We start from the raw sequence: 24,316 nt of genomic DNA on the forward strand, positions 1-24,316 counted from the left end.
GGTTAGTGCTTCGTCCCGGCGGCGTGCTTGGCCCCGGCCAGCGCGGCGAACTCCTCGATGGCCAGCATCTCGCCGCGCACGGTCGGGTCCACCCCGGCCGCGGCGAGGACCTCGTCCAGCTCGGCGCGGTCCGGGGTCCAGCGGGCCAGCGCCGAGCGAATCGTCTTGCGACGCTGCGAGAACGCCGCCTCGATCACCGCGAACACCTCTTCCCGCGAGGCGCTCGTGCTCGGCGGTTCGCGCCGGGTGAACGCGACCAGGCCGGAGTCCACGTTCGGCGCCGGCCAGAACACGTTCCGCCCGATCGGCCCGGCGCGGCGGACATCGGCGTACCAGGCGGCCTTGGCGGACGGTACGCCGTAGGTCCGGGAGCCGGGGGGCGCCGCGAGCCGGTCGGCCACCTCGGCCTGGACCATGACGAGGCCGTGGTCGAGCGAGGGGCAGATCCGCAGCAGGTGGAGCAGCACCGGCACGGCCACGTTGTACGGCAGGTTGGCCACGCAGGCGGTCGGCGCACCCAGCGCGGCCGCCTCGACGACGACCGCGTCGGCCTCGACCACGGCGAACCGGTCCGCCTGACCCGGGGCGTACTCCGCGATCGTCGAGGGCAGCTTTCCGGCCAGCAGCGGGTCGATCTCGACCGCGGTGACCCGGTGTCCCTCGGCCAGCAGCGCCAACGTGAGCGAGCCGAGCCCGGGTCCGACCTCGAGGACGTGCTCGCCGGCCGGGTCGAGCTCGGCGGCCCGGACGATCCGGCGGACCGTGTTCGGGTCGATGACGAAGTTCTGGCCGCGTTGCTTGGTCGGGCGGAGCCCGAGCGACGCGGCCAGTGAACGCACTTCCGCCGGACCGAGGAGCCTCGGTCCGGCGGAAGTGGAGGAATCGGCGCTGGTCACACGCTCAGTGTGGCAGGCCCGGTGCTTCGCTCAGGCACGCTTGCCGCAGACCGGCCAGTCGCCGTACCCGCCGCGAGCGGCGCGCACCTTCTCGGCGATCGCGATCTGCTGCGCCTTGCTCGCCAGGTGGGCGTTGCTGGCGTACTTGTCGCCGCCGTACGCGACCCAGGTCTGGTGGCTGAACTGCAGACCGCCGTAGTACCCGTTGCCGGTGTTGGTCGACCAGTTGCCGCCCGACTCGCACTCGGCGATCCGGTCCCAGGCGCCGGTGTTCCCGACGGCCGGCTCCTCCTCGGAGGTGGCGGTCTCGGTCGGCTCCGGCTTCGGCTTGGTGCCGACGGTGACCTTCTCGTCGACCGGCTGCGCGACCACCTTGGTGGCGAGCAGCTTGGTGCTGACCAGCTTGCCGTCCAGGTAGGTGAGCACGTAGTCGACGGACTTCTTGCCGGCGGTGCCCTTGGTGGTGGTCTTGGTGTCGCCCACGAGCAGGGCGGCGGACTTGGTCTCCACCTTCTCGAAGGCGATCGACTCGGTCTTGGTGACCTTCTTGACGTCGACCTTGACCACGGTGATCCGGTTCACGCCCGGCTTCAGCGCGGTGGTCACCGCGGGGGTGATCCGGTCGTCCTTGTCGTAGCCGACCTTGGCCCCGGTCAGCGCCTCGCCGACCGTACCGGCCATCGACTGCACCGACACGACCTTGCCCTGCCGGACGAACTGCACCGTCTTCGGGGTGTTCACCACCAGGTTCAGACCCTCGCGCCCGATCGGCGCGCTCCGGCTGGTCGACAGCGCGGCGCCGTCGTAGCGCAGACCCAGGTCGGTCAGCGCCTCGCTGACGCTGTCCTGGGTGGTCCAGAAGCTCTTCTTGGTGCCGTCGGCGGTGACGGTCAGCTGGCGGCCGTACTGCACCGCGATCTCCTGACCGTCCTTGAGCTTGGTGTCGACGGCGGGGGCGACCAGGTCGCGCTCACCGACCTGGATGTTGCTCGCCTTCAGCGCATCCCCGACGGTGGAGCCGAAGGTGTGCACCTTCTGCACCTGCCCGTCGATCGACAGACTCACGTTCTTGCTCTTGCTGGCATAGGCCACACTGCCGCCCACGACGGCGAACGCCGCCGTCACGCCGACGGCCGCGATGATGGACTTACGCACTCATGCTCCCAGGTAGGGCTACCCGGGCACGGGGCTGGACAGCGCTGGCGGACGCCGCAGGAGCCGGGCCACGAGGGGCCGGAAACCACGGTCTCCGCCGAGGGGCGCGCCATCCGGAACCTTCCCCGATCCCGGCCAACATCACGGGACAGTAACGAAGAAGTCGCGACAGCGCCAATCGGCTCGCCGTTGCGGGGCCGATAGGTGTAATGAGCCGATCACTCGGTGTGCTGACCCCAGTGCCCTCGATGCACAACTTCCGAGGTCGGACGCCTGCCGCGGCGCAACGACGGCGAGCGCGGGTCGGGCGCGCGATACCCGATCGGTATGGCGCCGAGGGGCGCGAACTCGGCCGGAACCCCGAACTCGGCCTTGATCGCGGGGATCCGCGGCACCGGCAGTCCGACGAAGCACGCCCCCAGACCCTCGTCGACCGCGGTCAGCAGCATCAGCAACGACGCCATCCCGGTGTCGACGTACCAGTACGGCGCCGTCCAGGTGGAGCGGTTCTTGTCCGGCTCGGCGTACCGGTCGTGGTACGCCTGCTCGTGCGCGAACGGCAGCACCAGCAACGGCGCGCGGCGTAACCGGGTCACCCAGTCCTCGCGGCCGGGCTGGACGCCGGCGGTCTCCCAGTACCGCTCCTTGTCGGCGCCCTCGAGCACCAGGAACGCCCAGCCCTGGCTGAACCCCGCGGACGGGGCGTGCAGCGCGTTGGACAGGATCCGCTCCCGCACCTCGGCGGGCACCGGCCGGTCCGGGTCGAAGTTGCGCACCATCCGCCGTCGGCGGACGACCTCGCCGAACTCCATCCGCGGGCTACCAGGCTCCGCCGAAGGCGCGCTCCGCGTTGCCGGACAGGGCTTCGCACAACTCGGCGACCGAGATGTTCAGCACGCCGGCCATCTTCCGGACCGTGTGCGGGATCAGGTACGACGCGTTCGGCTGACCGCGGTGCGGCGACGGCGTGAGGTACGGCGCGTCGGTCTCGACCAGCACCCGGTCGAGCGGAGTGACGGCCAGCGCGTCCCGCAGCGACTGCGCGTTCTTGAACGTGACCACGCCCGCGAAGCTGAGGAACGCCCCGCGGTTCACGCACTCCCGGGCGAACTCGGTGTCGCCGGAGAAGCAGTGCATCACCAACCGGTCCGGGACGCCCTCGCGGTCCAGGATCGCCAGGATGTCCTGGTGCGCGTCGCGGTCGTGGATCATCAGCGTCTTGTCCAGCCGCTTGGCCAGCTCGATGTGCGCGGCGAACGACTCGTGCTGCGCGGCCCGGCCGTCCTCGCCGGTCCGGAAGTAGTCCAGCCCGGTCTCGCCGATCACCCGCACCTTGTCCGTACTGGTCGCCAGCCGCTCGATCTCGGCCAGCGCGGACTCCAGCTCCCCGGCCGCCTTCAGCTTGGGCGCTTCGTTCGGGTGCAGGGCGACTCCGGCGATCAGGTTCGGGTACTGCTCGGCGGCCTCGACGGCCCACACCGCGCCCGGCAGATCGCAGCCGACCTGGACGATCCGGGTCACCCCGACCGACGACGCCAGCTTGATCGCCTCGGCCGGGCTCAGCCAGGCGCCGTCCTCGCCGTCGGCGATGTCCAGGTGGCAGTGCGCGTCGACCACGCTCATCGGCAGCGGATCCGGAACGGCGGGCCGGCTGCGGTCCCGCGACCGCCCGTCCTCACCGATGGCAGCCCGTTCCCGGGTCGGGCGATCGACCTCCACACCGTCAGACATGCGGACCAGCCTACTTACCGCAACCGGTAGATCCGCACGTCGTCGTTGGCGTAGACGCGCTCGGCCAGCCGGTCCAGCGCGGGCGAGACCGGACCGGCCCGCAGATCGGCCACGATCCAGTCCACGCCGACCTGGTTCTTCAGCATCGCGAGCAGCTGCGGACTCGGCCGGCGGATCGCGTCCAGGCTGTGCTGCAGCCGGTCCGGCCACGGTGACGGCTGGGTCAGGAAGCTGGTCCGGTTGTGCGTCGCGCTGAGGTTGACCGGGGCGTACGCCCAGCCGCCGAGGTACTGCTGCACGCCGCTCAACCCGGAGATCCAGAACGCGTCGTCCGGGCAGCCCCGCCGGTACGGCGCGGGCATGCAGAACACGTTGCTCACCGCGACGTCACCCCATTGCGCGTGCCGGCCGAGCCAGATCGCCGCCTCCTGCTCGTGCTCGGTCAGATAGACCCGCGACCGCGGATCGGCCTGGACCTGTTGCCCGCGGACCGCGGCGGTGAGGTTCTCGCCGAAGACGGCGAGCTGGTTCGGCAACCCGGCCGCGATCACGACCGCGATCACCTGGAGCAGGACGAGCGAGGTGGTCCGCGCCTTGGTCCGCATGATGACCAGGGCCGCCGCCAGGGCGACCAGCTGGAACGGCAGCATCACCACGGCGTACGCGCGGATCGCCGACGTGACCACGATCGAGTCGGGTGAGAGCCCGCGGATCAGCAGGGCCACCCCGAACGCCGCTGCCGCCGCGGCCAGGATCGGGCGCCACCGCGTCTTCTCGTCGATCAACGTGGACGCCACCGCGACGGCGCCGACCACGCCCAGCGCCGTCACGGTCCGGAGGAAGTGGTACTCCGAGAACCCCGTGTGGGAGAAGACGAGCGTGATGAAGGTCCCCGCGGTGACACAGCCCGCCAGCCACCAGTACGCCGGATCGCGGCGCGCCGGGCTGGTCACCGTACCGAGGAGGGCGAGCATCCGTCCGCCGTTGATGAGCAGGTAGTACGCAGCCAGGGCGGCCACGAAGAAGACCAGCCGGAGCTCGCCGGTCGCCAGCGACGGGACCACCCAGCCGCCGGTCGCCGGGTACGACCTGTCACCTGTCACGCTCGCGTAGAACGGCAACGCCCGCACCGCGGCGAGGAACTGGATCCGGCTGCCCCCGGTACTCCCGGTCAGCGCGACCGTGGCGGCCAGGAAGAATCCGCCCGCAAGTGCACCGAGCGCCAGGATCCGCCGAGGCAGCCGACGCTCGGTGATCCAGGCGTACAGCCCGACCACAGCGGATCCGGCCAGCATGATCGGCAGCACCGTCGGCTTGGTCCCGGTCGCGATCCCGATCATCAGGGCCATCGCGATCCAGGTCCCGATCGTCGCCTGTTTGCGCAGGATCAGCACCGTCGGCCCGACCAGGCCGAGCATCACCAGGGCCGCGAGCGCACCGGTCGGACCCTGCACGATCTGCGCGGGCGACACCTCGGCGATCGGATACCCGACGAGCTGGATCATGCCGGGCAGCACCCCGGACAGGACACCGCCGGCCGCGCCCACCCAGGTCTTGCCGGTGAGCGCCTCCCCTGCCGCCCAACCGGCGAGGACCAGGCTCATCACGAACGTGATCTGCCAGTGGTGCATCAGGACGGCGGCCGGATCGACGTTCGCCATCAGGGACTGGCTGGCGATCGAGGCGTTCGCGAACCAGTGGTAGATCAACGGCTCACCGAGGATCGACAGGTCCGGCGGCCGGACCTCGCGCAGCAGCGACTGGACCAGGCCGAGCTGGTACCAGTAGTCCTGGTGCCGGTCGAACGCGATCGGCGGCAACGGCCACGCCCGCAACAGGCCGACCACCGTGCGCAGGACCGCGACCAGCAGGCTGATCGCCAGCACCGAGGACCACCAGCCAGGGGCCGTCTGCTCCGGCGATCGGCCAGCCCGGCGGCGCAACGGCGGGACGAGGACGAACACCACGTAGAAGCCGAGCAACGCGATCCACTGCAGCTTCGGCACGTCGAGCGCGGTACACAGCGCCCAGACCGGCAGCTGCCACGCGAGCCCGAGCACCGCGCCGAAGCCCAGGTCCTGGGCGATCGACCGGCCACCGGTCAGCGCCCGCCACAGCAGCATGCCGGGCAGCAGGACCGAGAGCACCCAGGTGATGAGGTAGCGCAGGGACGCCGTCATCGGATCGCCGACGCTCGCGAGCAGCAGAACGATCGCCAGCGGAACGGCCAGCCAGAGACCGAACCGGACGGCGCGGGACTGCATGGACTTCTGCTACTTCCTCTCGGCGACGAGGCCGTAGCAGCTTAACCAACTGGACCCTCGAACGCCCGCCGGACTAAGAGTCCTCGGCGGCCTCTTTCACATTCTTGACCATCTGCTCCCACATGCCCCGGCTGTGGGCTGCTTCCTCCTCACTGGCGTTGTTGTCCTGGCTCAGCGAGAGCCGCGTCCCGTCGCCTTGCGCGGCGAGTTCGTACGTGAGCGTGTGGTAGTTCTCCGGGACGTCGGGCTGACCACTCAAAGGGCTGTAGTGCGTCACCTTGAGCAACCGCTCGGGCTCGAACGCGAGGATCTCCCCCTTGTCCTCGTAGGCCCGTCCCTCGTAGTCCCCGGCCCAGACGATCGGGCTCCCGACCTGCCAGTCCGTCCGTACCTCGGCCCCGAACATGAACCGCCGGATCTGGTCCGGATCGGTGAGGACCGCCCAGACCCGGGCCGGCGGTGCTTGGACGTCGATCTCCGCGGTGGCCACGATTCCGGCCATCGTTCTCAATCTCCTTCGCTAGACCCTTCGACGGTAGTCCCGCGCCCGCCCTCGGTCTTGGAGAAAGGCGTCACCCCAGCCGGGCCAGCTCCTCGTCGACGACGGACGGCGCCAGCTTGGTGAAGACCGGCGTCGGCGCCGCCACCGGTGTCCCGGGCACGACCGGACGCGAGGACCACGAAGTCGTGCGGTCGTAGTCGCCGGTGATCACCGGGTACCCGGGTCCGCCGTCCAGGTCCGCCACCTCGCGGATCTCCGGCTGGTCCGTGAACACCCCGGTCCCGCCGAGCGCCTCGTGCACGCGCTGGGCGCCGTGCGGCAGGAACGGCGCGAGCAGACGATTGCTATCGGCAACCACCTGCGCGGCGACGTGCAGGATCGTGCCCTGCCGCTCCCGGTCCGTCTCCTTCCACGGCGCCTGCTGCGAGAGGTACTGGTTCGCGTCGGCGGCGACCCGCAACGCCGAGCCGACCGCTTGCCGGAGCCGGTGCCGGCCGAGGTGCTCGCCGACCAGGCCGAACGCGTCCCGGCTCCGGCCTAGCAGCTCGTGGTCCGCGTCGGTCAGCGGCCCGGCCGCCGGGATCGCGCCGAAGTTCCGGGCGATCATCGACGCGGTCCGGTTCACCAGGTTGCCCCAGGTGCCGACCAGCTCGTCGTTGTTCCGGCGGACGAACTCGGACCAGGTGAAGTCGGTGTCCTGCGTCTCCGGTCCGGCCGCGGCGATGAAGTACCGCAACGGGTCCGGTCCGTACCGTTCGAGCACGTCCCTCACCGGGATCACGACCGACCGGGACGAGGAGAACTTGCGGCCCTCCATCGTCAGGAACTCGCTGCTCACCACCTCGGTCGGCAGGTTCAGCACGCCGTACTCCCCCGGCGTCCCACCGCGCGCCCCGCGACCGGCGGACGCGAGCAGCTCGGCCGGCCAGATCTGGGCGTGGAAGGTGATGTTGTCCTTGCCCATGAAGTAGTACGAGAGCGCGGCCGGATCGCACCACCAGGCGCGCCAGGCGTCCGGGTCACCGGTCCGCCGGGCCCACTCGATCGACGCGGACAGGTACCCGATGACGGCGTCGAACCAGACGTACAGCCGCTTGCCCTGGTTCTCCTCCCAGCCCGGCAGCGGGACCGGGATGCCCCAGTCGATGTCCCGCGTCATCGCCCGCGGCCGGACGTCGTCGAGCAGGTTCAGCGCGAACTTGAGCACGTTCGGCCGCCAGTCCGTCCGGGTCCCGAGCCAGGAGCCGAGCGCGTCCGCGAGCGCGGGCAGGTCGAGGAAGAAGTGCTCGGTCTCCACGAACACCGGAGTCTCGCCGTTGATCCGGCTGTGCGGGTTCCGCAGGTCGATCGCGTCCAGCTGGTTCCCGCAGTTGTCGCACTGGTCGCCGCGCGCCCCGTCGTACCCGCAGATCGGACAGGTGCCCTCGATGTACCGGTCCGGCAGGGTCCGCCCCGTCGACGGCGAGATCGCCCCGAGCGCGGTCCGGGTGACCAGGTACCCGTTGCGATGCACGGTCCGGAACAACTCCTGGGCGACGGCGTAGTGATTTCGCGTCGTCGTGCGGGTGAACAGGTCGTAGGACAGGCCGAGGCCGTGCAGGTCCTCGACGATCACCTGGTTGTACCGATCAGCGAGTTCCTGCGGGCTGACCCCTTCCCGCTCGGCCTGGACCAGGATCGGCGTGCCGTGCTCGTCCGTCCCCGACACCATCAGCACGTCGTTCCCGGCCATCCGCTGGTACCGCGCGAAGACGTCGCTCGGTACGCCGAAACCGGACACGTGCCCGATGTGCCTCGGCCCGTTCGCATAAGGCCAGGCCACCGCGGCCAGGATGTGGACCATGTCGCCGACTGTAGAGCGGGCGGTCCGCCGGCGGCCAAGGGTTATAGCCGGATCGTGTACGAGATCAGCAGGTCAGGCGATGTCGGGTGGGGTGGGCCGGTGGTTACGGTGCGGGTCGGTCCGTCCGACAGGAGCTGACGATGTCGATCTTCCGAAGGTCCCGTGTCCTCGCCGTGCTGGCCCTCGCCCTGGCCGGGTCCGCTGCCGCGGTGGCGCCGCCGGTGAGTGCCGCGCCGGCGCCGATCCCGGTGCAGGTGCTCAGCCTGACCGATCTGCACGGCTACCTCTCCGAGACCGAGAACCTGACCATCGCCGGGCCGTCCGGGTCCTTGGCGGTCGGCGGCGCGGGGTACCTGAAGGCGCACCTGGACCGGCTCCGGGCCGGGCAGCCGAACTCGTTCCTGATCGGGTCCGGGGACCAGTTCAGCGGCTGGCCGGACTACACCCAGGCGTTCGCGAACGAGCCGACGATCGAGGTGCTGAACGCGCTCGGGCTCGATTTCGATGTCGCCGGCAACCATGAGTTCGACCGGGAGTTCCCGTTCCTGCGCCGGATGATGTCGGGCGCCTGCTACGGCAAGCCCGGCTTCGACACCTGCTTCCCGGACTCGACCGGGAAACCCTTCCACGGCACGGACTACGCGTACCACGCGGCGAACGTGGTCGACCCGAAGACCAAGCAGCCGGCCCTTGCGCCGTACTGGGTGACCAGCGTGCCGAACCCGGCCGGTGGGTCGGTCAAGGTCGGGTTCATCGGGCTCGGGTTCCCGGGAACACCGACCGAGACGCTGTCGATCACCGGCTCCGGGTACGAGTTCCAGGCGCTGGTCGGGGCCGCGAACCGGGCCGCCGCCGAACTCGACGCGCAGGGCGTGAAGTCGATCGTGGTGAGCATGCACGAAGGCGGCCAGCAGGACGGGCTGTTCAACGACTGCAAGAACCCGAGCGGCCCGATCTTCGACGCCGCCCGGGCGATGTCGCCGAGCATCGACGCGATCCTCGGCGGCCACTGGCACACCGCGTTCAACTGCTCGATCCCCGACCCCGAGGGCACCCCGCGACCGGTCCTGGAGGCGTCCAACCACGGCCGCGTCCTGGGCGAGGTGAACCTGTCGATCGACCCGGCGACCGGCGACGTGATCCGCTCGGCGACCACCTCGGCGAACCACGCGGTGACCAAGAACGTCACGCCCGACCCGGCGATCCAGAAAATGGTCAAGTACTGGACGGACCGGTGGACCGCGCGCCAGGGCGAGCCGCTGGCCACGATCGACCGGGACCTGGACTTCTCCACCACCGCGGAGAGCCGGACCGGGAACTTCGTCGCCGACCTGTACCGGTCCGCGGCCGCCGGCAAGTCCGCCGGGGCCGCCGAGTTCGCCCTGGTCCCGGCCGACCTCGGCGTCGACGTGATCGCGGCCGGGCTCAACTACGCCCCCGGCACCAACGCGAACGACCGGCCCGGCCGCGTCCTGTACGGCGAGGCGTGGCCGGTGGCCGGTATCTCCCCGATCACCACCCTGTCGCTGCGGGGTTCAACCATCGACGCGGTCCTCGAACAGCAGTGGCTGCCACCCGCGTACGGCTGCCGCCGATCGTCTTCGCTCGCGGTGTCCGGCAACGTCCGCTACACCTACGACGAGGGCAAGCCCGTCGGTCAGCGGGTCGATCCGGCCAAGGTCCTCATCGACGGCAAACCGCTGGACGCGAATCGCACGTACCGCGTCGCCACCAGTGCCGCGATGCCCTTGCACGGCACGCAGTACGGGTACCCCGGCTTCGAGCAGTTCGACCGGTTGGTGCGCGCGCCGAAGATGGGCCAGGAGGTGTTCCTCAACCACCTGCGGACGAACCCGGCGATCAAGGCGCCGGCGCTCGGGCGGGTGACCGCGATCCCGGGGACGCCGCCGCCCGTCGATGGTCCGTTCGGGCCGCTGGTGCTGCTGCCCCAGGAGGAGATGACGGCGACCGCGACCAGTGAGGGCAACGCCGCGAACAAGGCGGCCGGCGCGCTCGACGGCAAGTGCTCGACGCTCTGGCACTCCGCGTGGAGCCCGTACGCCCCGTTGCCGCAGTCGATCACGCTGGACCTCGGCCGGAGCCGCGAGATCGAGGCGCTCGTCTACACACCGCGCCAGGACGCCGCCGTCCCGAACGGGCGGATCTCCTCGTACGACGTCCAGGTGAGCGAGGACGGTACGACGTTCACCTCGGCCACGACCGGGAGCTGGGACGGGTCCGTCGACGCGAAGATCGCGCGGCTGCCCGACGGGACCACGGCCCGGTACGTCCGGCTGGTCGGGTTGGAGGGCGGCGCCGGGTACGCGGCCGCGGCGGAGCTGAACATCGCGCTCAGTCAGGGTTCCTGACGCTGTCGCGGTAGGTGGTCGGGGGCAGGCCGAAGTGCCGGCCGAACTGACGGCTGAAGTAGTGCGGCGACTCGAACCCGACCGCCCGGGCGACCTGCCCGATCGACATGTCGGTCGCCGTCAGCAGCTCGGCCGCGCGCTGCAGCCGGAGCCCGACCACGACGTTCATGATCGAGTCGCCCACCTGGGCCTTGAACAGGTGGGCGAGCCGGGACACCGAGACCTGCGCGAGCCCGGCCAGCGCGTTCAGCGTGTGCGGCCGGGCCGGGTCCGAGGTGATCGCGTCCAGCACCAGCTGGACCCGGGCGTCCAGCTGCCGGTTGTCCCGGCGCAGGCTGCTGGTCGCCACCAGCAGGACCTCCTCGATGCCGTTCATGGTGAGCTGGACGGCGAGATTCTGCTCGAGCAGCTGGAGCTCGGTGTCGCCGGTCGGTGACAGCCCGGCCCGCTGCGCGTCGCGGTGCAGCCGGGTGAACGCGGAGACGACCCGGTCGGTGTCGGCCGGCCGGGTCAGCCGCACGTACGACAGCCCCGGCATTGCCTCCGGCAACGACCACCAGGCGTGCCAGTCCCGGCGCGGCTGGAAGTGCGCCCACCAGTTCTCCCAGTAGGTGCCGACGGTGCCGTAGTCGTGCTCGGTCCCCGGGCTGACCAGGATCAGGTCACCGTGCCGCAGCGTGATCCCGTCCCGGCCGATCTGGTAGTGCCCGGTCCCGCCGGCCGTGTAGAGCAGGTACCAGCTGCCGACGCCGTCCGGCCGGACCACCCGGTAGTCGCCGCCGTTGTGGAAGTGCCCGGTGACCAGCTTGCCCGGCGGCGGGATCTCGCTGTAGAGCTCGATCAGCATCCGGGTAGCAAGATCGTGCTCGGATTCAGCAGCCTCTGTCATGGTGCACCCTTCGGGGAGATCCCTAGATTACCCATGTCGGCGTGGTTTTCAGGGCCATCACCAGCGCTCCTGTTCGGACCGCCCGACAGCAGGATCCTGCTGCTTTGACTTCCCCTCTTCCGGTTCCAGCGAAACGAGGTACCCCGTGGGCTTCGCCACCGTCATCGAGCTCGAGTACGACGCCGCGGCCGCGCGGGTGTTCGAACACGGCTGGCAGTCCTGGAGCCCGAGCGACTGGTACCCACTGACCGCGAGCCCGCCGCGGCCGACCGCGCCGAACCACCACGTGATGGCGTACCGGCCGGGGATCGCGCAGCCGGCCGAGCCCGGGCGGTTCCAGGGCGAGGGCCTGCTCGCGGTCGCGCCCGGGACCGACGGTTCCGTGCACGTGATCAGCGCGCCGACCCCCGAGGTGGTGCCGTCGATCCGCTGCGAGGTCCGCGGCGACCGGCTCGTCGTCTCGGCCGACGGCGCCGTCGACGTGGTCGGCACCCGGCCGGCGAACCCGAACCAGGCCCTCGCCGACTGGGCCGGCGCCTTCGCCGACCGGTACCGCGGGGGCGTCGACGTGCGGGTGTTCGGCCCGTCCTGGTGCAGTTGGTACGCGTACTGGGGCAAGGTCACCGAGCGGGACGTGATGACCGACGTCCGGCAGTTCGACACCCACGGGCTGAGCGTGGACCTGGTCCTGCTCGACGAGGGGTACCAGTCCGAGATCGGTGACTGGCTGACGCCGCGGGACGACTTCGGCTCGACGGTCCGGCTGGCGGCCGACATCCGGTCGGGCGGCCGCCGGGCCGGGATCTGGGTCGCGCCGTTCGTGGTCGGCAGCAAGAGCGAGGTGGCCCGCAAGCACCCGGACTGGCTCGTCCCGGACGTGACCGCGGGGACCAACTGGGGCCAGGACCTGCTCGTCCTCGACGTGACCCATCCGGGCGCCGCCCAGCACCTGCGCGACGTCTTCGGCGAGCTGTGCCGGCAGGGGTACGACCACTACAAGCTGGACTTCGTCTACGCGGGCGCGATCGAGGGCCGGCGGCACGAGCAGGTGACCGGGATCGAGGCGTACCGGCGCGGGCTCGGCCTGCTCCGCGAGGTGGTCGGGCCGAACCGGATCCTGCACGGCTGTGGCGCCCCGATCCTGCCGAGCCTCGGTCTGGTCGACAGCATGCGCGTCTCCCCCGACACCGACCCGCTGGTCGAGCCGCCGTCGGGTGACATCAGCCAGCCGGGTCAGCGCGGCGCCCGGTCCACCTCGAAGGCCCGCGAGTTCCTGCACGGCCGGTGGTGGGCGAACGACCCGGACTGCCTGATCGTGCGGCCCGACATCCAGGACCGGACGGCCTGGGCCCGGCACATCGAGACCTCGCCCGGGATCCGGATGGCGAGCGACCCGATCGCCGACCTGGACGCCTGGGGCCTGGACCGGACCCGCGCGCTGCTCACCCCGAGCTCGGCCCGCCCGCACCCGCTGCGAGAAGTCGATGCTTAAGCCCGCGCACCGGCCGCGCCGCCGATCGGCGCGGAGCGGCCAGACCCTCGCCGGGTACGCCATGCTCGCGCCCAGCATCGTCGGCGTGCTCGGCTTCCTGCTCGCGCCGGTGCTGATCGTGATCGTGCTCAGCCTGTTCGACTGGAAGCTGCTGGCGACCCCGGAGTTCGTCGGGCTGGCGAACTACCGCGAGCTGTTCGGCGACTCCGACGTCCGGCACTCGTTCCTGGTCACCGGGTACTACGTGCTGATCTGCGTCCCCGGCACGACCGTGCTGTCGCTGTTGCTCGCGCTGCTGGTGGACCGCAAGCTCCGCGGGATGAAGTACTTCCGGGCCCTGCTGGTGATCCCGTGGATGGCGACCCCGGTCGCGATGGGACTCGTCTGGGCCTGGATCTTCGACCCCGAACGCGGCGCGCTGAACCAGTTCCTCGGGCTGTTCGGGATCGACGGACCGGCCTGGCTGTCGTCGTCGCTGCTGGCGATGCCGAGCGTGGCCGCGGTGCACATCTGGCAGTTCGCCGGGTACAACATGCTGTTCTTCCTGGCCGGCCTGCAGAGCATCCCGGCCGCGTTGCGGGAGGCGTCCGCGCTGGACGGGGCGAACGCGGTCTCGCACTTCTTCGGGATCACGCTGCCGCTGCTCCGGCCGACGTTGCTGTTCGTCCTGGTCACCAACGTGATCGGGTCGTTCCAGGCCTTCGACACGATCTTCGTGATGACCGAGGGCGGGCCCGGCGACAGGACCGAGGTCGCCACCTACCTGATCTACGACGAGGCGTTCCGCAAGTTCGACTTCGGTTACGCGGCGACGATCTCGGTCGCTTTGTTCGCGGTGATCCTGGCCGTGTCGGTCGCCCAGTTCGCGTACTTCGAGCGCCGTACCACCTACGACTTCAGCTGAGGAGGTCCACGCATGACCAGATCACGGTTCCCGGTGAGCCTGCTCTGCTACCTGATCCTGGTGGGTGGCTGCGTGCTGGCCGTGTTCCCCTACCTGCTCACCCTGCTGACCGCGTTCAAGGGCCCTGGGCAACTGTTCGCGACGGCGCCGTGGGAGCCGGGACTGCCGCCGAGTACGGCCGCCTTCGAGCGGTTGTTCGCCTCCGGATTCGGCGGCTACCTGCTGAGTACGGTCCTCGTCACCGCGGGGATCACGGCCGGCCAGCTGGTCTTCGCCGTCCTCGCCGGGTACGCGTTCGCGCGGTTGTCGTTCCCGGGCCGGGACGCGTTGTTCTGGGTCTACCTGTCGACCTTGATGGTGCCGGCCGTGGTGACGATGATCCCGCTCTACCTGATGATGCAGAAGCTCGGCCTGGTGGACACCTGGGCCGGGTTGATGCTGCCGACGATCCTCGGCACGCCGTACGCGATCTTCCTGCTGCGGCAGTTCTTCCGGACCATCCCGGCCGACCTGGAGGACGCCGCCCGGATCGACGGGGCCGGCCGGATCCGGACGCTGTTCTCGATCGTGCTGCCGTTGTCCAAGCCGATCCTGGTCACCGTCACCACGCTGGCCGTGGTGGCGAACTGGAACAGCTTCCTCTGGCCGCTGATCATCACCAGCAGCGAGGACAAACGGCTGCTGTCGGTCGGGATCGCCTTGTTCAAGGGGGAGATCGGCGTCGACTACAACGCCGTGATGGCCGGCAGCCTGATCGCGCTGGCCCCGCTGCTGGTGCTGTTCGTGTTCTTCCAGCGCTTCGTCGTCCGCTCGGTCGCAGTCACCGGGCTCAAGTAGCTTCATCGGAGGGTCTCATGTCATCACACCTGTCCCGGCGGACCCTGCTGCTCGGCGCCGCCGGTCTCGCCGGAGTCACCGCCTGCGGCTCGTCCGGGGACGACGACGCGGGCAGCGGCGGATCCGTCGAGCTGGTCTACCGGCTCTGGGACGAGCAGCAGGAGGTCGGCTACAAGAAGGTGTTCGCCGCGTTCACCGAGGAGAACCCGGGCATCACGGTCCGGATGGAGGTGCTGCCCTGGGACCAGTACTGGAGCAAGCTCACCACCGAGCTCGCCAGCGGCAAGGCGCCGGACGTGTTCTGGATGACCGTGGAGAGTTTCCCGGACCTGGCCGGCAAGGGCGTGCTCGCGCCGCTCGACGACCTGATCGCGGACACCAAGATCGACCTCGGCAAGTACCACCCGAACGTGGTCGAGTCGTACAAGTTCGAGGACAAGCAGCTCGGCATGCCGAAGGACCTGGGCGTCGTCGGCCTGCTGTACAACAAGACCCTGGTCGCGAAGGCCGGGGTGACGATGCCGAAGGAGCTGACCTGGGCCCCGGACGGCTCCGGCAACTTCCTCGAGATCGCCCGCAAGCTGACCGTGGACAAGGCCGGGGTGCGGGCCGGCCAAAGCGGGTTCGACCCGGCCTCGGTCAAGCAGTGGGGCTTCTGCTCCTGGAACCACAGCCAGACCCAGTGGCTGAACTGGATCCCGTCCAACGGCGGCAAGGCGATGGACAAGCCGTACGGCACGTTCGAGTTCGCCGGTGAGCAGTCCGTCCAGGCGCTGCAGTGGGCGCGGGACCTGATCTACAAGTGGAACGTGTCGCCGAACGGGACCCGGACCAACCCGCCGACCGGCCAGGCGACCGAGATGTTCTACCGCGGCGAGGTGGCGATGTTCCCCGCCAACAACGCGTTGCTGCCGTTCGCGTTGCCGGAGGTGAAGTTCCCGATCGGGGTCGCCGCGATGCCCGCCGGACCGGCCGGCCCAACGGTGGTGATCAACGGGCTGGCCGAGGTGATGTTCGCCAAGACCAAGCACCCGGACGAGGCCGGCAAGCTGGTCGCGTTCCTCGGTTCGGAGAAGGCGCAGAAGCTGATGGGCGATGCCGGGTACATCATCCCCGCGCTCACCGGCGCCGGCGCGGGCTACACGGCGTACTGGAAGCAGAAGGGCGTCGACGTCCAGCCGTTCCTCGACTCGGCCGCGGGCAGCACGGTGAACATGCCGACCGCGGAGGGCTGGACCGCGAAGGTGGCCGAGATCAACAAGGCCGTGAACGACCTGTACCTGGACAAGACCGACGTCGCCGGGATCGCCGCGACGATGGACAAGATCGGAAACGAGAAATGAAGGAACTGCTCGACTCCGCCCCGATCGCCGGCGACCCGGACGCCCTGCGCGCCCGGCTCACCGAAGAGGGGTACCTCTTCTTCCGCGGGCTGCTGCCGGCCGACGTCATCGGCGACGTGCGGGACCGGATCGCCCGGATCCTGTACGACAGCCACTGGCTCGCACCGGGGACCGCGGCCGAGGAACTGCTTGCCTCGGACCGCGCCGTCGAGGAGGGTTCGCCCGGCTTCTTCGGGGCGTACACCGCGATCCAGAGCACCGAGGCGTTCCACCAGCTGGCGACGCGGCCCGAGTTGCTCGAGCTCGCCGCCCGGTTGCTCGGTGAGCCGGCCTTCGCGCATCCGGCCCACATCTGCCGGATCGCGCCGCCGTCCCCGGGCGCGAACCCGACCCCGATCCACCAGGACTACCGGTTCATCCAGGGCTGTATCGACACCTTGACCACCTGGCTCCCGCTCAGCGAGGCGCCGCCGGAGATCGGCGGACTCCGCGTGCTCGCCGGGTCACCGCGCCTCGGCGTCCTCCCGGTCAAGGCGTCGGACGGACCGGGGATGATGCGGGCCGAGGCCGACGAGAACCACCCGGAGTGGCGCACCACGACGTACCAGCCGGGCGACGTGTTGTTGTTCGGCTCGCTGACCGTCCACGGTGCGATGCCGAACCTGACCAAGCAGCTGCGGCTGTCCGCCGATTTCCGGTACCAGGCGGTCACCGGGCCGATGGCACGCGACCTGCTCGGTACGGGCAAGCCGCACTACCACCCGGACGTGCCCGACTTCCCGACGCTGACGCGGGGCTGGTCCTCGACGGACTGCGTGGAGATCCCTGCCGGGGTGCGCTTCGTGGACCGCTTCGACCCGCGGCTGGACGAGGTACCGACGCCGCCGTCGCGGTTCGCGTACGCCTCTGGTGCCCTTCGGTAGCCGCGGCGCTACCCCACGAGTCCGTTCCCGGCTTTCCATCGATGGACGGCCGGGAACGGGTTCGTAACGGACCTGTCGGGACCGCGGAATCCGGTTGATCCTGGTCTCGTCACGGACGTGCGGCCGGCCCCGGCGATCCTGGAGCCGGTCGCGGATTGGGGGAGCCATGACGGACGAACGACCGATCAAACCACCGGTCGACCTGGCCCGGGGACCGCTGCCGGTGCGGATCCTCAAAACCCTGTGGACGCTGGTCCTCCGGATCTTCCGCGTCCCACCCGTCCCGCCGGTGAAATGCGTTCCCGATCCTCGCATCGCGGCGCTCCCACCCCCGCCGGCCTGGGCCCGCCGGTCCGACACGACCACGCCACGCTGCCTGCACTGCAAGGTCCAGCTCCGCCCGCTGGAACTGGAGGTGCCCGAACCGTACGGACGCTGGATCCGCTACGGCTGCATCACCAGAACCTGCCCCGTCTGCCAAGGCCCCTGCCGCCACCAACAAAGAGTCTTCCAACCCCACCACTGGCAATCAGGCCCCCCAGGCCAAATAGCCCGCCTCTAACCGAACCAACCAGGCCCCGGCGTGTGTCAGGCTTCTTCGGTCAGGCGGGGGAAGAGGGGCTCACCCTTGGTGAGCGTGCTGCCGGCCGGCAACTGCCCCCAGGTCCCCGCCGTCTGCACGCGCTGATCAGCCAGCGGACCAAGCTTCGCCTCGGCACCGAGCAGGGTCCACAGCTTCGCGGCGGTCTTCGGCATCGTCGGGTGGTGCAGCACCGCGACCGCCCGCAGTACCTCGGCGGACGTGTAGAGGATGGTCGCCAGCCGCTCCCGCTGAGCCTCGTCCTTCGCGACCTTCCACGGCTCCTGCTCACTGACGTACCCGTTGACGGCGCCGACGAGATCGTTGATCGCGGCCAGCGCGTCCTGGAACGCCAGCGTGTCGATCGCCCGGTCCGCGGTCTGGGCGACCTCGGCGAGCTTGTCGGCCAGCACCTGCTCGGCCGGCCCGTGGTCGGTCGGCTCGGGCAGCACCCCGTCGAAGTACTTGCCGACCATCGCCGCGATCCGGCTGGCCAGGTTGCCCAGGCCGTTGGCGAGCTCCGAGGTGTACACCGCGTTCAGGTGCTCCCAGGAGAACGAGCCGTCGGAGCCGAACTGGATCGTGCGGAGGAAGTAGTACCGGAACGCGTCGGAGCCGAAGTGGTCGGTGATCTCCTTCGGCGCGATCGCGGTCAGCTTGGACTTGCTCATCTTCTCGCCGCCGACCAGCAGCCAGCCGTGCGCGAACACCTGCTTCGGCACGTCCAGGCCGGCCGCCATCAGCATCGCCGGCCAGATCACCGCGTGGAACCGGAGGATGTCCTTGCCGACCAGGTGCACGTCGACCGGCCAGAGCTGCTCGAACCGCTCCGGGTCGGTGCCGTACCCGGCGGCGGATACGTAGTTGAGCAGCGCGTCGATCCACACGTACAGAACGTGCTCGGGATCCCATGGGACCGGGATGCCCCAGTCGAACGTGGACCGCGTGATCGACAGGTCCTGCAGCCCCTGCTTGACGAACGAGACCACCTCGTTGCGCGCACTCGCCGGCGCCACGAAGTCGGGCTGCGACTCGTACAACGCGAGCAGCTTGTCGGCGTACTGGGACAGCCGGAAGAAGTAGTTGGTCTCCGAGACCGTCTCCAGCTCGGTGCCGTGGATCATGCACCGCTGGGTGCCGTCCTCGTCGGTCCGGATGTCCGCGGGGAGCTTGAACTCCTCGCAGCCGACGCAGTACAGGCCCTCGTACTCGCCCTTGTAGACGTCGCCCTTCTCGTACAGCGTCTTCCAGAACTCCTGGACCCGCTCGGTGTGCCGCTTCTCGGTGGTCCGGATGAAGTCGTCGTAGTCGATGTCGACGTCGACCCAGGCCGGCTTCCACGCCTCCTCGACCAGCTTGTCGGTCCACTCCTGCGGGGACATGCCCTGCGCCTGGGCGCTGCGCATCACCTTCTCGCCGTGCTCGTCGGTACCCGTCAGGTACCACTTGCGCTCGCCGCGCTGGGCGTGCCAGCGGGTCAGGACGTCCCCGGCCACCGTCGTGTACGCGCTGCCGATGTGCGGCGCGGCCGTGACGTAGTAGATCGGGGTGGTGACGTAGTAAGCCTTCTCGGCGTCGGACATAAGGTAAATCCTAGTGGGGCGCGCCAGTTCTACTTCCCGGGGTCACGCGCGGCCAGCACCGCGTCGTACACGGTCCGTTTCGGCACCCCGTACCGCTTGGCCACGTCCGAGATCGCCTGCTTACGCGGTGTCCCGGCCTCCTCGTCGGTCGCCACCTCGGCCGCGAGCTCGGCCGGCGTCAGGATCCGCGCCTTGTCCGCCCCGGCGACCACCACCGTGATCTCGCCCCGGACGCCCGCGGCGGCCCAGTCCGCCAGCTCCCCGACCGGGCCCCGCTTGACCTCCTCGTAGGTCTTCGTCAGCTCCCGGCAGACCGCGATCCGCCGGTCCGCGCCGAACACCTCGGCCATCGCCTCCAGCGACTGCGCGAGCCGGTGCGGCGCCTCGAAGAACACCATCGTCCGCCGCTCGTCCTTCAGCTCCGACAGCGTCCGCCCCCGCTCCCCCGGCTTCCGCGGCAGGAACCCCTCGAAGCTGAACCGATCCACCGGCAACCCGCTCAGCGCGAGCGCGGTCAGCACCGCCGAAGGCCCCGGGACCGCGGTCACCTCCACCCCGGCCTCGATCGCGGCCGCCACCAACCGGTACCCAGGATCCGAAACACTCGGCATCCCCGCATCCGTCACCACAACGACGGTCTGCCCCTCGACGAGCGCCCCGACCAACTCCGGAGTCCGCTCCCGCTCGTTCCCCTCGAAGAAGCTCGTCACCCGCCCCCGCACCGCGATCCCGAGCTCCGAAGTCAACCGCCGCAACCGCCGAGTGTCCTCAGCAGCCACCGCATCAGCCTCGCCGAGCACCCGCGCCAACCGCGGCGTAGCATCCCCCAGATCCCCGATCGGAGTCCCCGCCAAGATCAGTCGCCCACTCATGGGAGAAGCACGAACGACGCGGTGTGGCGGGGCCGGACAACGCTGAAGTCCCGCCGGTCCAGCGTCGCGATCTCCCGCGCGCCCAACTCCTCCGCGGTCGCCACCACCGAGGCATCGGCAACTCCGAGCGGCAGGTCGGCGTACTTCTCCATCAGCTCGGCGATCCGGTCCAGAACGATCTCGCACTCGGCGACCGCGAAGTCGCCGGCCGCGAGCGAGCGGATGAAATCGGCCTCGACCTTGGGCCCCGCCTCGCGCTGGATGAGGTAGCACGCCTCCGGAATCACGAAACTCGGTACGACCAGTTGCTCACCGCTCAGATGCGCGGAGGTGAACAGGTCGACGCACGTCCGGTGGTCGTCGTCCGCGTACAGGACAGCGGCCACCAGCGGTCCGGTGTCGACGATGATCACGAACGCCGGCCGAGCTCGTCTCGCAGGATCTCCTCGTTCCGGGCCGCGATGTCGGGCGCGCTTCCCGCCGCGGCGCCGAACCACGACGGCGGCCACGGGCGCTGCTCGGCCGAGTCACGCCGGCGCATCCGCAGCCGGTGCCGCAAGATCGCGCGCATGTCCGGCACCAGCTCCGCGGCGGCGTCGTCCGGCAGCTCGTCGATCAGAGCGTGCAGCTCTTCCCGTGGCGTACTCATGACCCCAGTCTAGGAGGTCGGCCCGACCGGAAACCGGATATCCACAGGCCCGGCCCACCGAGGTTCCGCTCGCTGAACCGTGGCGCCGACGCCCGGTGGTACGGCGGGCTCCGTACCATGGCGGGCGTGACTGCCGTGATCGATGACCAGAGTGCGACCCGGGAGATGTTGGGACGGGACGCGCTGGGACGACGGCTGCCGCCGCTGAAGCAGCGGCTCTATCCGCCGATGCCGAAGGATTTCGAGGGCGGCTGGATCGCCACCCTGGCGATCACGGCGCTCGCCGCGATCCTGCGGTTCTGGAATCTCGGCAACCCGGTGAAGTTCGTCTTCGACGAGACCTACTACGCCAAGGACGCCTACTCCCTGCTGCAGTTCGGGTACGCGCGGCAGTTCATCGACAAGCCGGAGGGGATCGCGGACAAGCAGATCCTGGCCGGCAACCTGGACGTGTTCAAGGACACCCCGAGCCTCACCGTGCACCCCGAGGTCGGCAAGTGGATGATCGCGGCCGGCGAGCAGTTGTTCGGAATGAACACGTTCGGCTGGCGGTTCATGCCGGCCCTGTTCGGCACCCTGACCGTGCTGCTGCTGATCCGCACCGTCCGCCGGATGACCCGCTCGACCCTGATCGGCTGCATCGCCGGCCTGCTGCTCGCGGTCGACGGCCTGCACTTCGTGATGTCCCGGGTCGCCCTGCTCGACATCTTCCTCGCGTTCTGGCTGGTCGCGGCCGTCTCCTGCCTGGTCGCCGACCGTGACTGGACCCGCCGCCGGCACGCCGACACGCTCACCGACGACGGCACCCTGCCCGAGGGCAAGACCCTCGGCCGCTGGTTGCTGCTGCGCCCCTGGCGGATCACGGCCGGCGTCTGCTTCGGCCTCGCGCTCGGTACCAAGTGGAGCGCGGTCTGGGTGATCGCCGGCTTCGGCATCCTCGTCTTCGCCTGGGACCTCGGCGCCCGCCGCGCCCTCGGCGTACGGCACGCGTTCTGGAAGTCGGCGCTGGTCGACGGCATCCCGGCGTTCCTCAGCATCGTCCTGGTCGCCCTCGTCACGTACACCGCGTCCTGGACCGGCTGGCTGCTCAACGACAACTCCTACGACCACGACTACGCGTCCAAGAACCCGGCGACCGGCGTGATGAAGGTCGTGCCCGACGACTTCCGCTCCCTGATCCACTACCACCAGGAAGTGCTGTCCTTCCACACCGGCGACTACATCAAGAACGCCACCCACCCGTACGCGTCCCACCCGGCCGGCTGGCCCATCATCGCCCGCCCGATCGGCTTCGACGCGGTGAACGACATCAAGCCCGGTACCAGCGGCTGCGACGCCCCGGCCAACTCCAACTGCCTCTCGGTGATCTCGGCCGTCGGTACGCCGCTGCTGTGGTGGGGCGGTGCCCTCGCCCTGATCGCCGCGCTGGTCCTCTGGATCGCGCAACGGGACTGGCGCTTCGGCGTCCCGATCGTCGGCTACCTGACCTGCTGGGTCCCGTGGTTCTTCTTCGACGACAGACCGATCTTCTTCTTCTACGCCGTCACCATGGTCCCGTTCACGGTGATGGCGCTCTCCCTGGCTCTCGGCAAGATCCTCGGCCCGGCCAGAGTCGCGCTCCAGGCCGCAACCCCCCGAAGACTGATCGGCAGCGCGGTCGTCGGCGCCTTCGTGGTCCTGGTGGTCCTCAACTTCGCCTACATCTGGCCCATCCTCACCGACCAGGTCCTCGCCTACATGGACTGGCGCAACCGCATGTGGTTCAAGTCCTGGATCTAGCCGGCGCCGGGAACTCCCACACCGCGCCGCCAACCGTCTAGCCAGATTGCCTTGATTCCGTCTATCTGCCTAGCCTATTCTCGTGGTGAGCGAGATGCCGACGCGCAAAGTCGTCAAGGCCTTCAAGGACGCCGGGTGGAAACGACTCCGCACCGTGGGTTCGCACAGTATCTACGGCTGCCCGTGCGGCGATCACTCGTTCAGCCTGCCGGACGGGCATCGTGAGATCTCGCCTGGCGTGGTCCGCTAGTTCGAGCTGGCGCTTGCCGAGTGTGAGGGGGACGACCGATGAGGCACTTCGAGGCGATGGTGACCCGCGACGGCCGGTGGTGGATGATCGCGATCCCCGGACTCGACGGCCTCACCCAGGCCCGGCGGTTGGACGAGGTCGAGCGGATGGCGCGCGAGTACATTGCGGTGACGCTCGACATACCTCTGTCGGAGGTGTCGGTCACGGTGTCCGGCGTCGAAGTCGCAGGACAGGACGTCCTGGCAACGAAGACCCTCGTCGAGGATCTCCGCCGCTACACGGGCGAGCTCGAGCAGTTCGTCGCGGACCTCACTCGCCAGTTCGCCTCCGCGCTGTCGGCCGAGAAGGTGCCGGTCCGGGACGTGAGTACCGTCCTCGGCGTCTCCCACCAACGCGTCTCGCAACTGGTGCAAGCTGCCGACGGGCAGAAGCGCTCCACCTTGGCGGACGTTCTCGAGACCGCACAGGCAGAGCACCAGCACGATCTGACGGTCCGCCTCGCTCCGGGCCAGGCACCTGTGGTCCTGGAGGTCCAACCTTCGAAGGGCCTCGGCGAACGCGCTCGGACGAATCCCGCCAAGGCACCAGCCGAACCGCGCCCTGAGTCACCCCGTCCCGGAGCGCCTACTGCACCGGCCTTCACTCCGGCGATCGGACGCAAATCGATCGCCGGACGCCCCGGCACCAGGAAGCGAAAAGCCAACGCCCGCTGACGAAACTCAGCGAGCTGTTCGTCAGCCTGTCCTCAAGCCCGGAAGACGAGCCGGGTTCAGTGGCCGAGTTGGCCGTGGCCCTTCTTGTTCTTCTTGGGCTTGGCTGCTTGGCCGCTGACTCCGCCGAAGAGGGCCAGCCCTTTCAGAACGACGACCGGGGCCGTCGGGTCGATGTCCTCGGTACCGCGGCCGCCGAAGCCGCCGAAGATGCCGACGCCGTGGTTGCGGACCTCCACGCCTGCGGGGACGGTCACATCGATCCCGCCGAAGACCGCGAACGCGTACACGGTGACCTCGCGGCCCTCGAAAACCGCGTTGGTCATGTCCAGGTCGTACCCGCCGAAGAGGGCGAGCGCGTTGGTCCGCCGCTTGACCCGCCACCGGCCCTTGCGCTCGCCGCCCCCGAAGATGCCGATCACCGTGTCGAAGCTGTCCTGCGGGTCGGCCGGCTCCTCGATCGGTACGACGCCCTGGCCGGGAGCCGGGACCGGCGCCGTGGCCGGGCGGAAGGGCTGGCCGGGGACGGCGAGGTCCTGGGTGATCGGCTCGAGTTCGCCGAGAGTGCGGGCGCTGAGCGTCTGCTCGAGCCGCTCGCTGTGCTCGTCCTGGGTGAGCCGGCCCGCCATCAACGCCTCGCGCAGTACCTCGACCACCTGGTCGCGGTCGGAGTCGGACGCCCGCAGATGCGACTGCGGGTTCGGGCGGTCGGGCAGGTTCTCCATGGACCGAACGATATCCGGCC

At 69.8% G+C, this 24,316-nt stretch carries 22 protein-coding genes; 9 read left to right on the forward strand and 13 right to left on the reverse strand.

What is annotated here, in order from left to right; translation table 11 throughout:
* Positions 1-2 precede the first annotated feature (2 nt).
* The 7 genes from rsmA to metG (FB561_RS00385) form a co-directional block, all read right to left on the reverse strand.
* Entirely contained in the window at positions 3-896 is an 894-nt protein-coding gene (gene rsmA, locus FB561_RS00355; RefSeq protein WP_145801562.1) for a 16S rRNA (adenine(1518)-N(6)/adenine(1519)-N(6))-dimethyltransferase RsmA, read from the reverse strand.
* 30 nt (positions 897-926) lie between these two features.
* Positions 927-2,051, reverse strand: coding sequence for a resuscitation-promoting factor (locus FB561_RS38900; protein WP_145801570.1), 1,125 nt, complete (start codon positions 2,049-2,051; stop codon positions 927-929).
* Positions 2,052-2,269: 218 nt separating this feature from the next.
* Positions 2,270-2,863: a nitroreductase family protein gene (locus tag FB561_RS00365; RefSeq protein WP_145801578.1), complete on the reverse strand. Its 594-nt coding sequence runs from the start codon at positions 2,861-2,863 to the stop codon at positions 2,270-2,272.
* A 7-nt stretch (positions 2,864-2,870) separates the two neighbouring features.
* Positions 2,871-3,782 carry a TatD family hydrolase gene (locus FB561_RS00370; RefSeq protein ID WP_145801586.1) on the reverse strand — a complete coding sequence of 304 codons (912 nt, stop codon included), beginning with the start codon at positions 3,780-3,782 and terminating at the stop codon, positions 2,871-2,873.
* 14 nt (positions 3,783-3,796) lie between these two features.
* Positions 3,797-6,046 (reverse strand): hypothetical protein, encoded by a 2,250-nt coding sequence (locus FB561_RS00375; protein WP_145801594.1) that lies wholly within the window; start codon positions 6,044-6,046, stop codon positions 3,797-3,799.
* A gap of 73 nt (positions 6,047-6,119) precedes the next feature.
* Entirely contained in the window at positions 6,120-6,548 is a 429-nt protein-coding gene (locus FB561_RS00380) for an SRPBCC domain-containing protein (protein ID WP_145801601.1), read from the reverse strand.
* A gap of 70 nt (positions 6,549-6,618) precedes the next feature.
* The gene (gene metG, locus FB561_RS00385; protein ID WP_145801609.1) at positions 6,619-8,391 is read right to left on the reverse strand and encodes a methionine--tRNA ligase; all 1,773 of its coding nucleotides are present in this window, start codon (positions 8,389-8,391) and stop codon (positions 6,619-6,621) included.
* Between the two features lie 140 nt (positions 8,392-8,531).
* Between metG (FB561_RS00385) and FB561_RS00390 the strand changes: the two genes are divergently transcribed.
* Positions 8,532-10,760: a discoidin domain-containing protein gene (locus tag FB561_RS00390; RefSeq protein WP_145801617.1), complete on the forward strand. Its 2,229-nt coding sequence runs from the start codon at positions 8,532-8,534 to the stop codon at positions 10,758-10,760.
* Here FB561_RS00390 and FB561_RS00395 read toward each other — a convergent pair.
* Positions 10,744-11,649, reverse strand: a complete 906-nt coding sequence (locus FB561_RS00395; RefSeq protein ID WP_145801624.1) for a helix-turn-helix domain-containing protein — start codon at positions 11,647-11,649, stop codon at positions 10,744-10,746. The genes FB561_RS00390 and FB561_RS00395 overlap by 17 nt on opposite strands.
* A gap of 145 nt (positions 11,650-11,794) precedes the next feature.
* Here FB561_RS00395 and FB561_RS00400 point away from each other — a divergent pair, with 145 nt between their 5' ends.
* The 5 genes from FB561_RS00400 to FB561_RS00420 are packed head-to-tail and all read left to right on the forward strand — an operon-like array spanning position 11,795 to position 17,148.
* The gene (locus tag FB561_RS00400; protein ID WP_202880506.1) at positions 11,795-13,141 is read left to right on the forward strand and encodes a glycoside hydrolase family 36 protein; all 1,347 of its coding nucleotides are present in this window, start codon (positions 11,795-11,797) and stop codon (positions 13,139-13,141) included.
* The gene (locus tag FB561_RS00405; RefSeq protein WP_238334583.1) at positions 13,134-14,045 is read left to right on the forward strand and encodes a carbohydrate ABC transporter permease; all 912 of its coding nucleotides are present in this window, start codon (positions 13,134-13,136) and stop codon (positions 14,043-14,045) included. Before FB561_RS00400 ends, FB561_RS00405 begins: the two co-directional genes overlap by 8 nt.
* A gap of 12 nt (positions 14,046-14,057) precedes the next feature.
* On the forward strand, positions 14,058-14,882 hold the full coding sequence (locus FB561_RS00410; protein ID WP_145801640.1) for a carbohydrate ABC transporter permease: 825 nt from the start codon (positions 14,058-14,060) through the stop codon (positions 14,880-14,882).
* A 17-nt stretch (positions 14,883-14,899) separates the two neighbouring features.
* Positions 14,900-16,225 (forward strand): ABC transporter substrate-binding protein, encoded by a 1,326-nt coding sequence (locus tag FB561_RS00415; protein ID WP_238334584.1) that lies wholly within the window; start codon positions 14,900-14,902, stop codon positions 16,223-16,225.
* Entirely contained in the window at positions 16,222-17,148 is a 927-nt protein-coding gene (locus FB561_RS00420) for a phytanoyl-CoA dioxygenase family protein (protein WP_145801649.1), read from the forward strand. Before FB561_RS00415 ends, FB561_RS00420 begins: the two co-directional genes overlap by 4 nt.
* 588 nt (positions 17,149-17,736) lie before the next feature.
* Here FB561_RS00420 and metG (FB561_RS00425) read toward each other — a convergent pair.
* Genes metG (FB561_RS00425) through FB561_RS00440 form a run of 4 tightly spaced genes read right to left on the reverse strand, consistent with a single transcriptional unit; the run spans position 17,737 to position 20,832 of the window.
* Complete coding sequence (gene metG / locus FB561_RS00425) at positions 17,737-19,311, reverse strand: methionine--tRNA ligase (RefSeq protein ID WP_145801659.1); 1,575 nt, start codon at positions 19,309-19,311, stop codon at positions 17,737-17,739.
* A gap of 29 nt (positions 19,312-19,340) precedes the next feature.
* Positions 19,341-20,183 (reverse strand): 16S rRNA (cytidine(1402)-2'-O)-methyltransferase, encoded by an 843-nt coding sequence (gene rsmI / locus FB561_RS00430; protein ID WP_145801668.1) that lies wholly within the window; start codon positions 20,181-20,183, stop codon positions 19,341-19,343.
* Positions 20,180-20,596 carry a type II toxin-antitoxin system VapC family toxin gene (locus FB561_RS00435; RefSeq protein WP_145801676.1) on the reverse strand — a complete coding sequence of 139 codons (417 nt, stop codon included), beginning with the start codon at positions 20,594-20,596 and terminating at the stop codon, positions 20,180-20,182. The genes rsmI and FB561_RS00435 overlap by 4 nt, the downstream gene beginning before the upstream one ends.
* On the reverse strand, positions 20,593-20,832 hold the full coding sequence (locus FB561_RS00440; protein WP_145801684.1) for a hypothetical protein: 240 nt from the start codon (positions 20,830-20,832) through the stop codon (positions 20,593-20,595). The genes FB561_RS00435 and FB561_RS00440 overlap by 4 nt, the downstream gene beginning before the upstream one ends.
* Positions 20,833-20,949: 117 nt before the next feature.
* Here FB561_RS00440 and FB561_RS00445 point away from each other — a divergent pair, with 117 nt between their 5' ends.
* From FB561_RS00445 to FB561_RS38150, 3 genes are all read left to right on the forward strand, one after another.
* Positions 20,950-22,611 (forward strand): dolichyl-phosphate-mannose--protein mannosyltransferase, encoded by a 1,662-nt coding sequence (locus tag FB561_RS00445; protein ID WP_145801693.1) that lies wholly within the window; start codon positions 20,950-20,952, stop codon positions 22,609-22,611.
* A gap of 94 nt (positions 22,612-22,705) precedes the next feature.
* Positions 22,706-22,861: a type II toxin-antitoxin system HicA family toxin gene (locus FB561_RS00450; RefSeq protein ID WP_145801710.1), complete on the forward strand. Its 156-nt coding sequence runs from the start codon at positions 22,706-22,708 to the stop codon at positions 22,859-22,861.
* A gap of 83 nt (positions 22,862-22,944) precedes the next feature.
* The gene (locus tag FB561_RS38150) at positions 22,945-23,574 is read left to right on the forward strand and encodes a hypothetical protein (RefSeq protein ID WP_202880507.1); all 630 of its coding nucleotides are present in this window, start codon (positions 22,945-22,947) and stop codon (positions 23,572-23,574) included.
* 56 nt (positions 23,575-23,630) lie between these two features.
* On the opposite strand, the gene FB561_RS00460 is transcribed toward FB561_RS38150, so the two are convergent.
* Positions 23,631-24,296, reverse strand: a complete 666-nt coding sequence (locus FB561_RS00460; RefSeq protein WP_145801718.1) for a DUF1707 SHOCT-like domain-containing protein — start codon at positions 24,294-24,296, stop codon at positions 23,631-23,633.
* Between the last annotated feature and the right edge of the window lie 20 nt (positions 24,297-24,316).

Origin of the sequence: Kribbella amoyensis, from assembly GCF_007828865.1 — a bacterium.
Taxonomy (GTDB): Bacteria; Actinomycetota; Actinomycetes; order Propionibacteriales; family Kribbellaceae; genus Kribbella; species Kribbella amoyensis.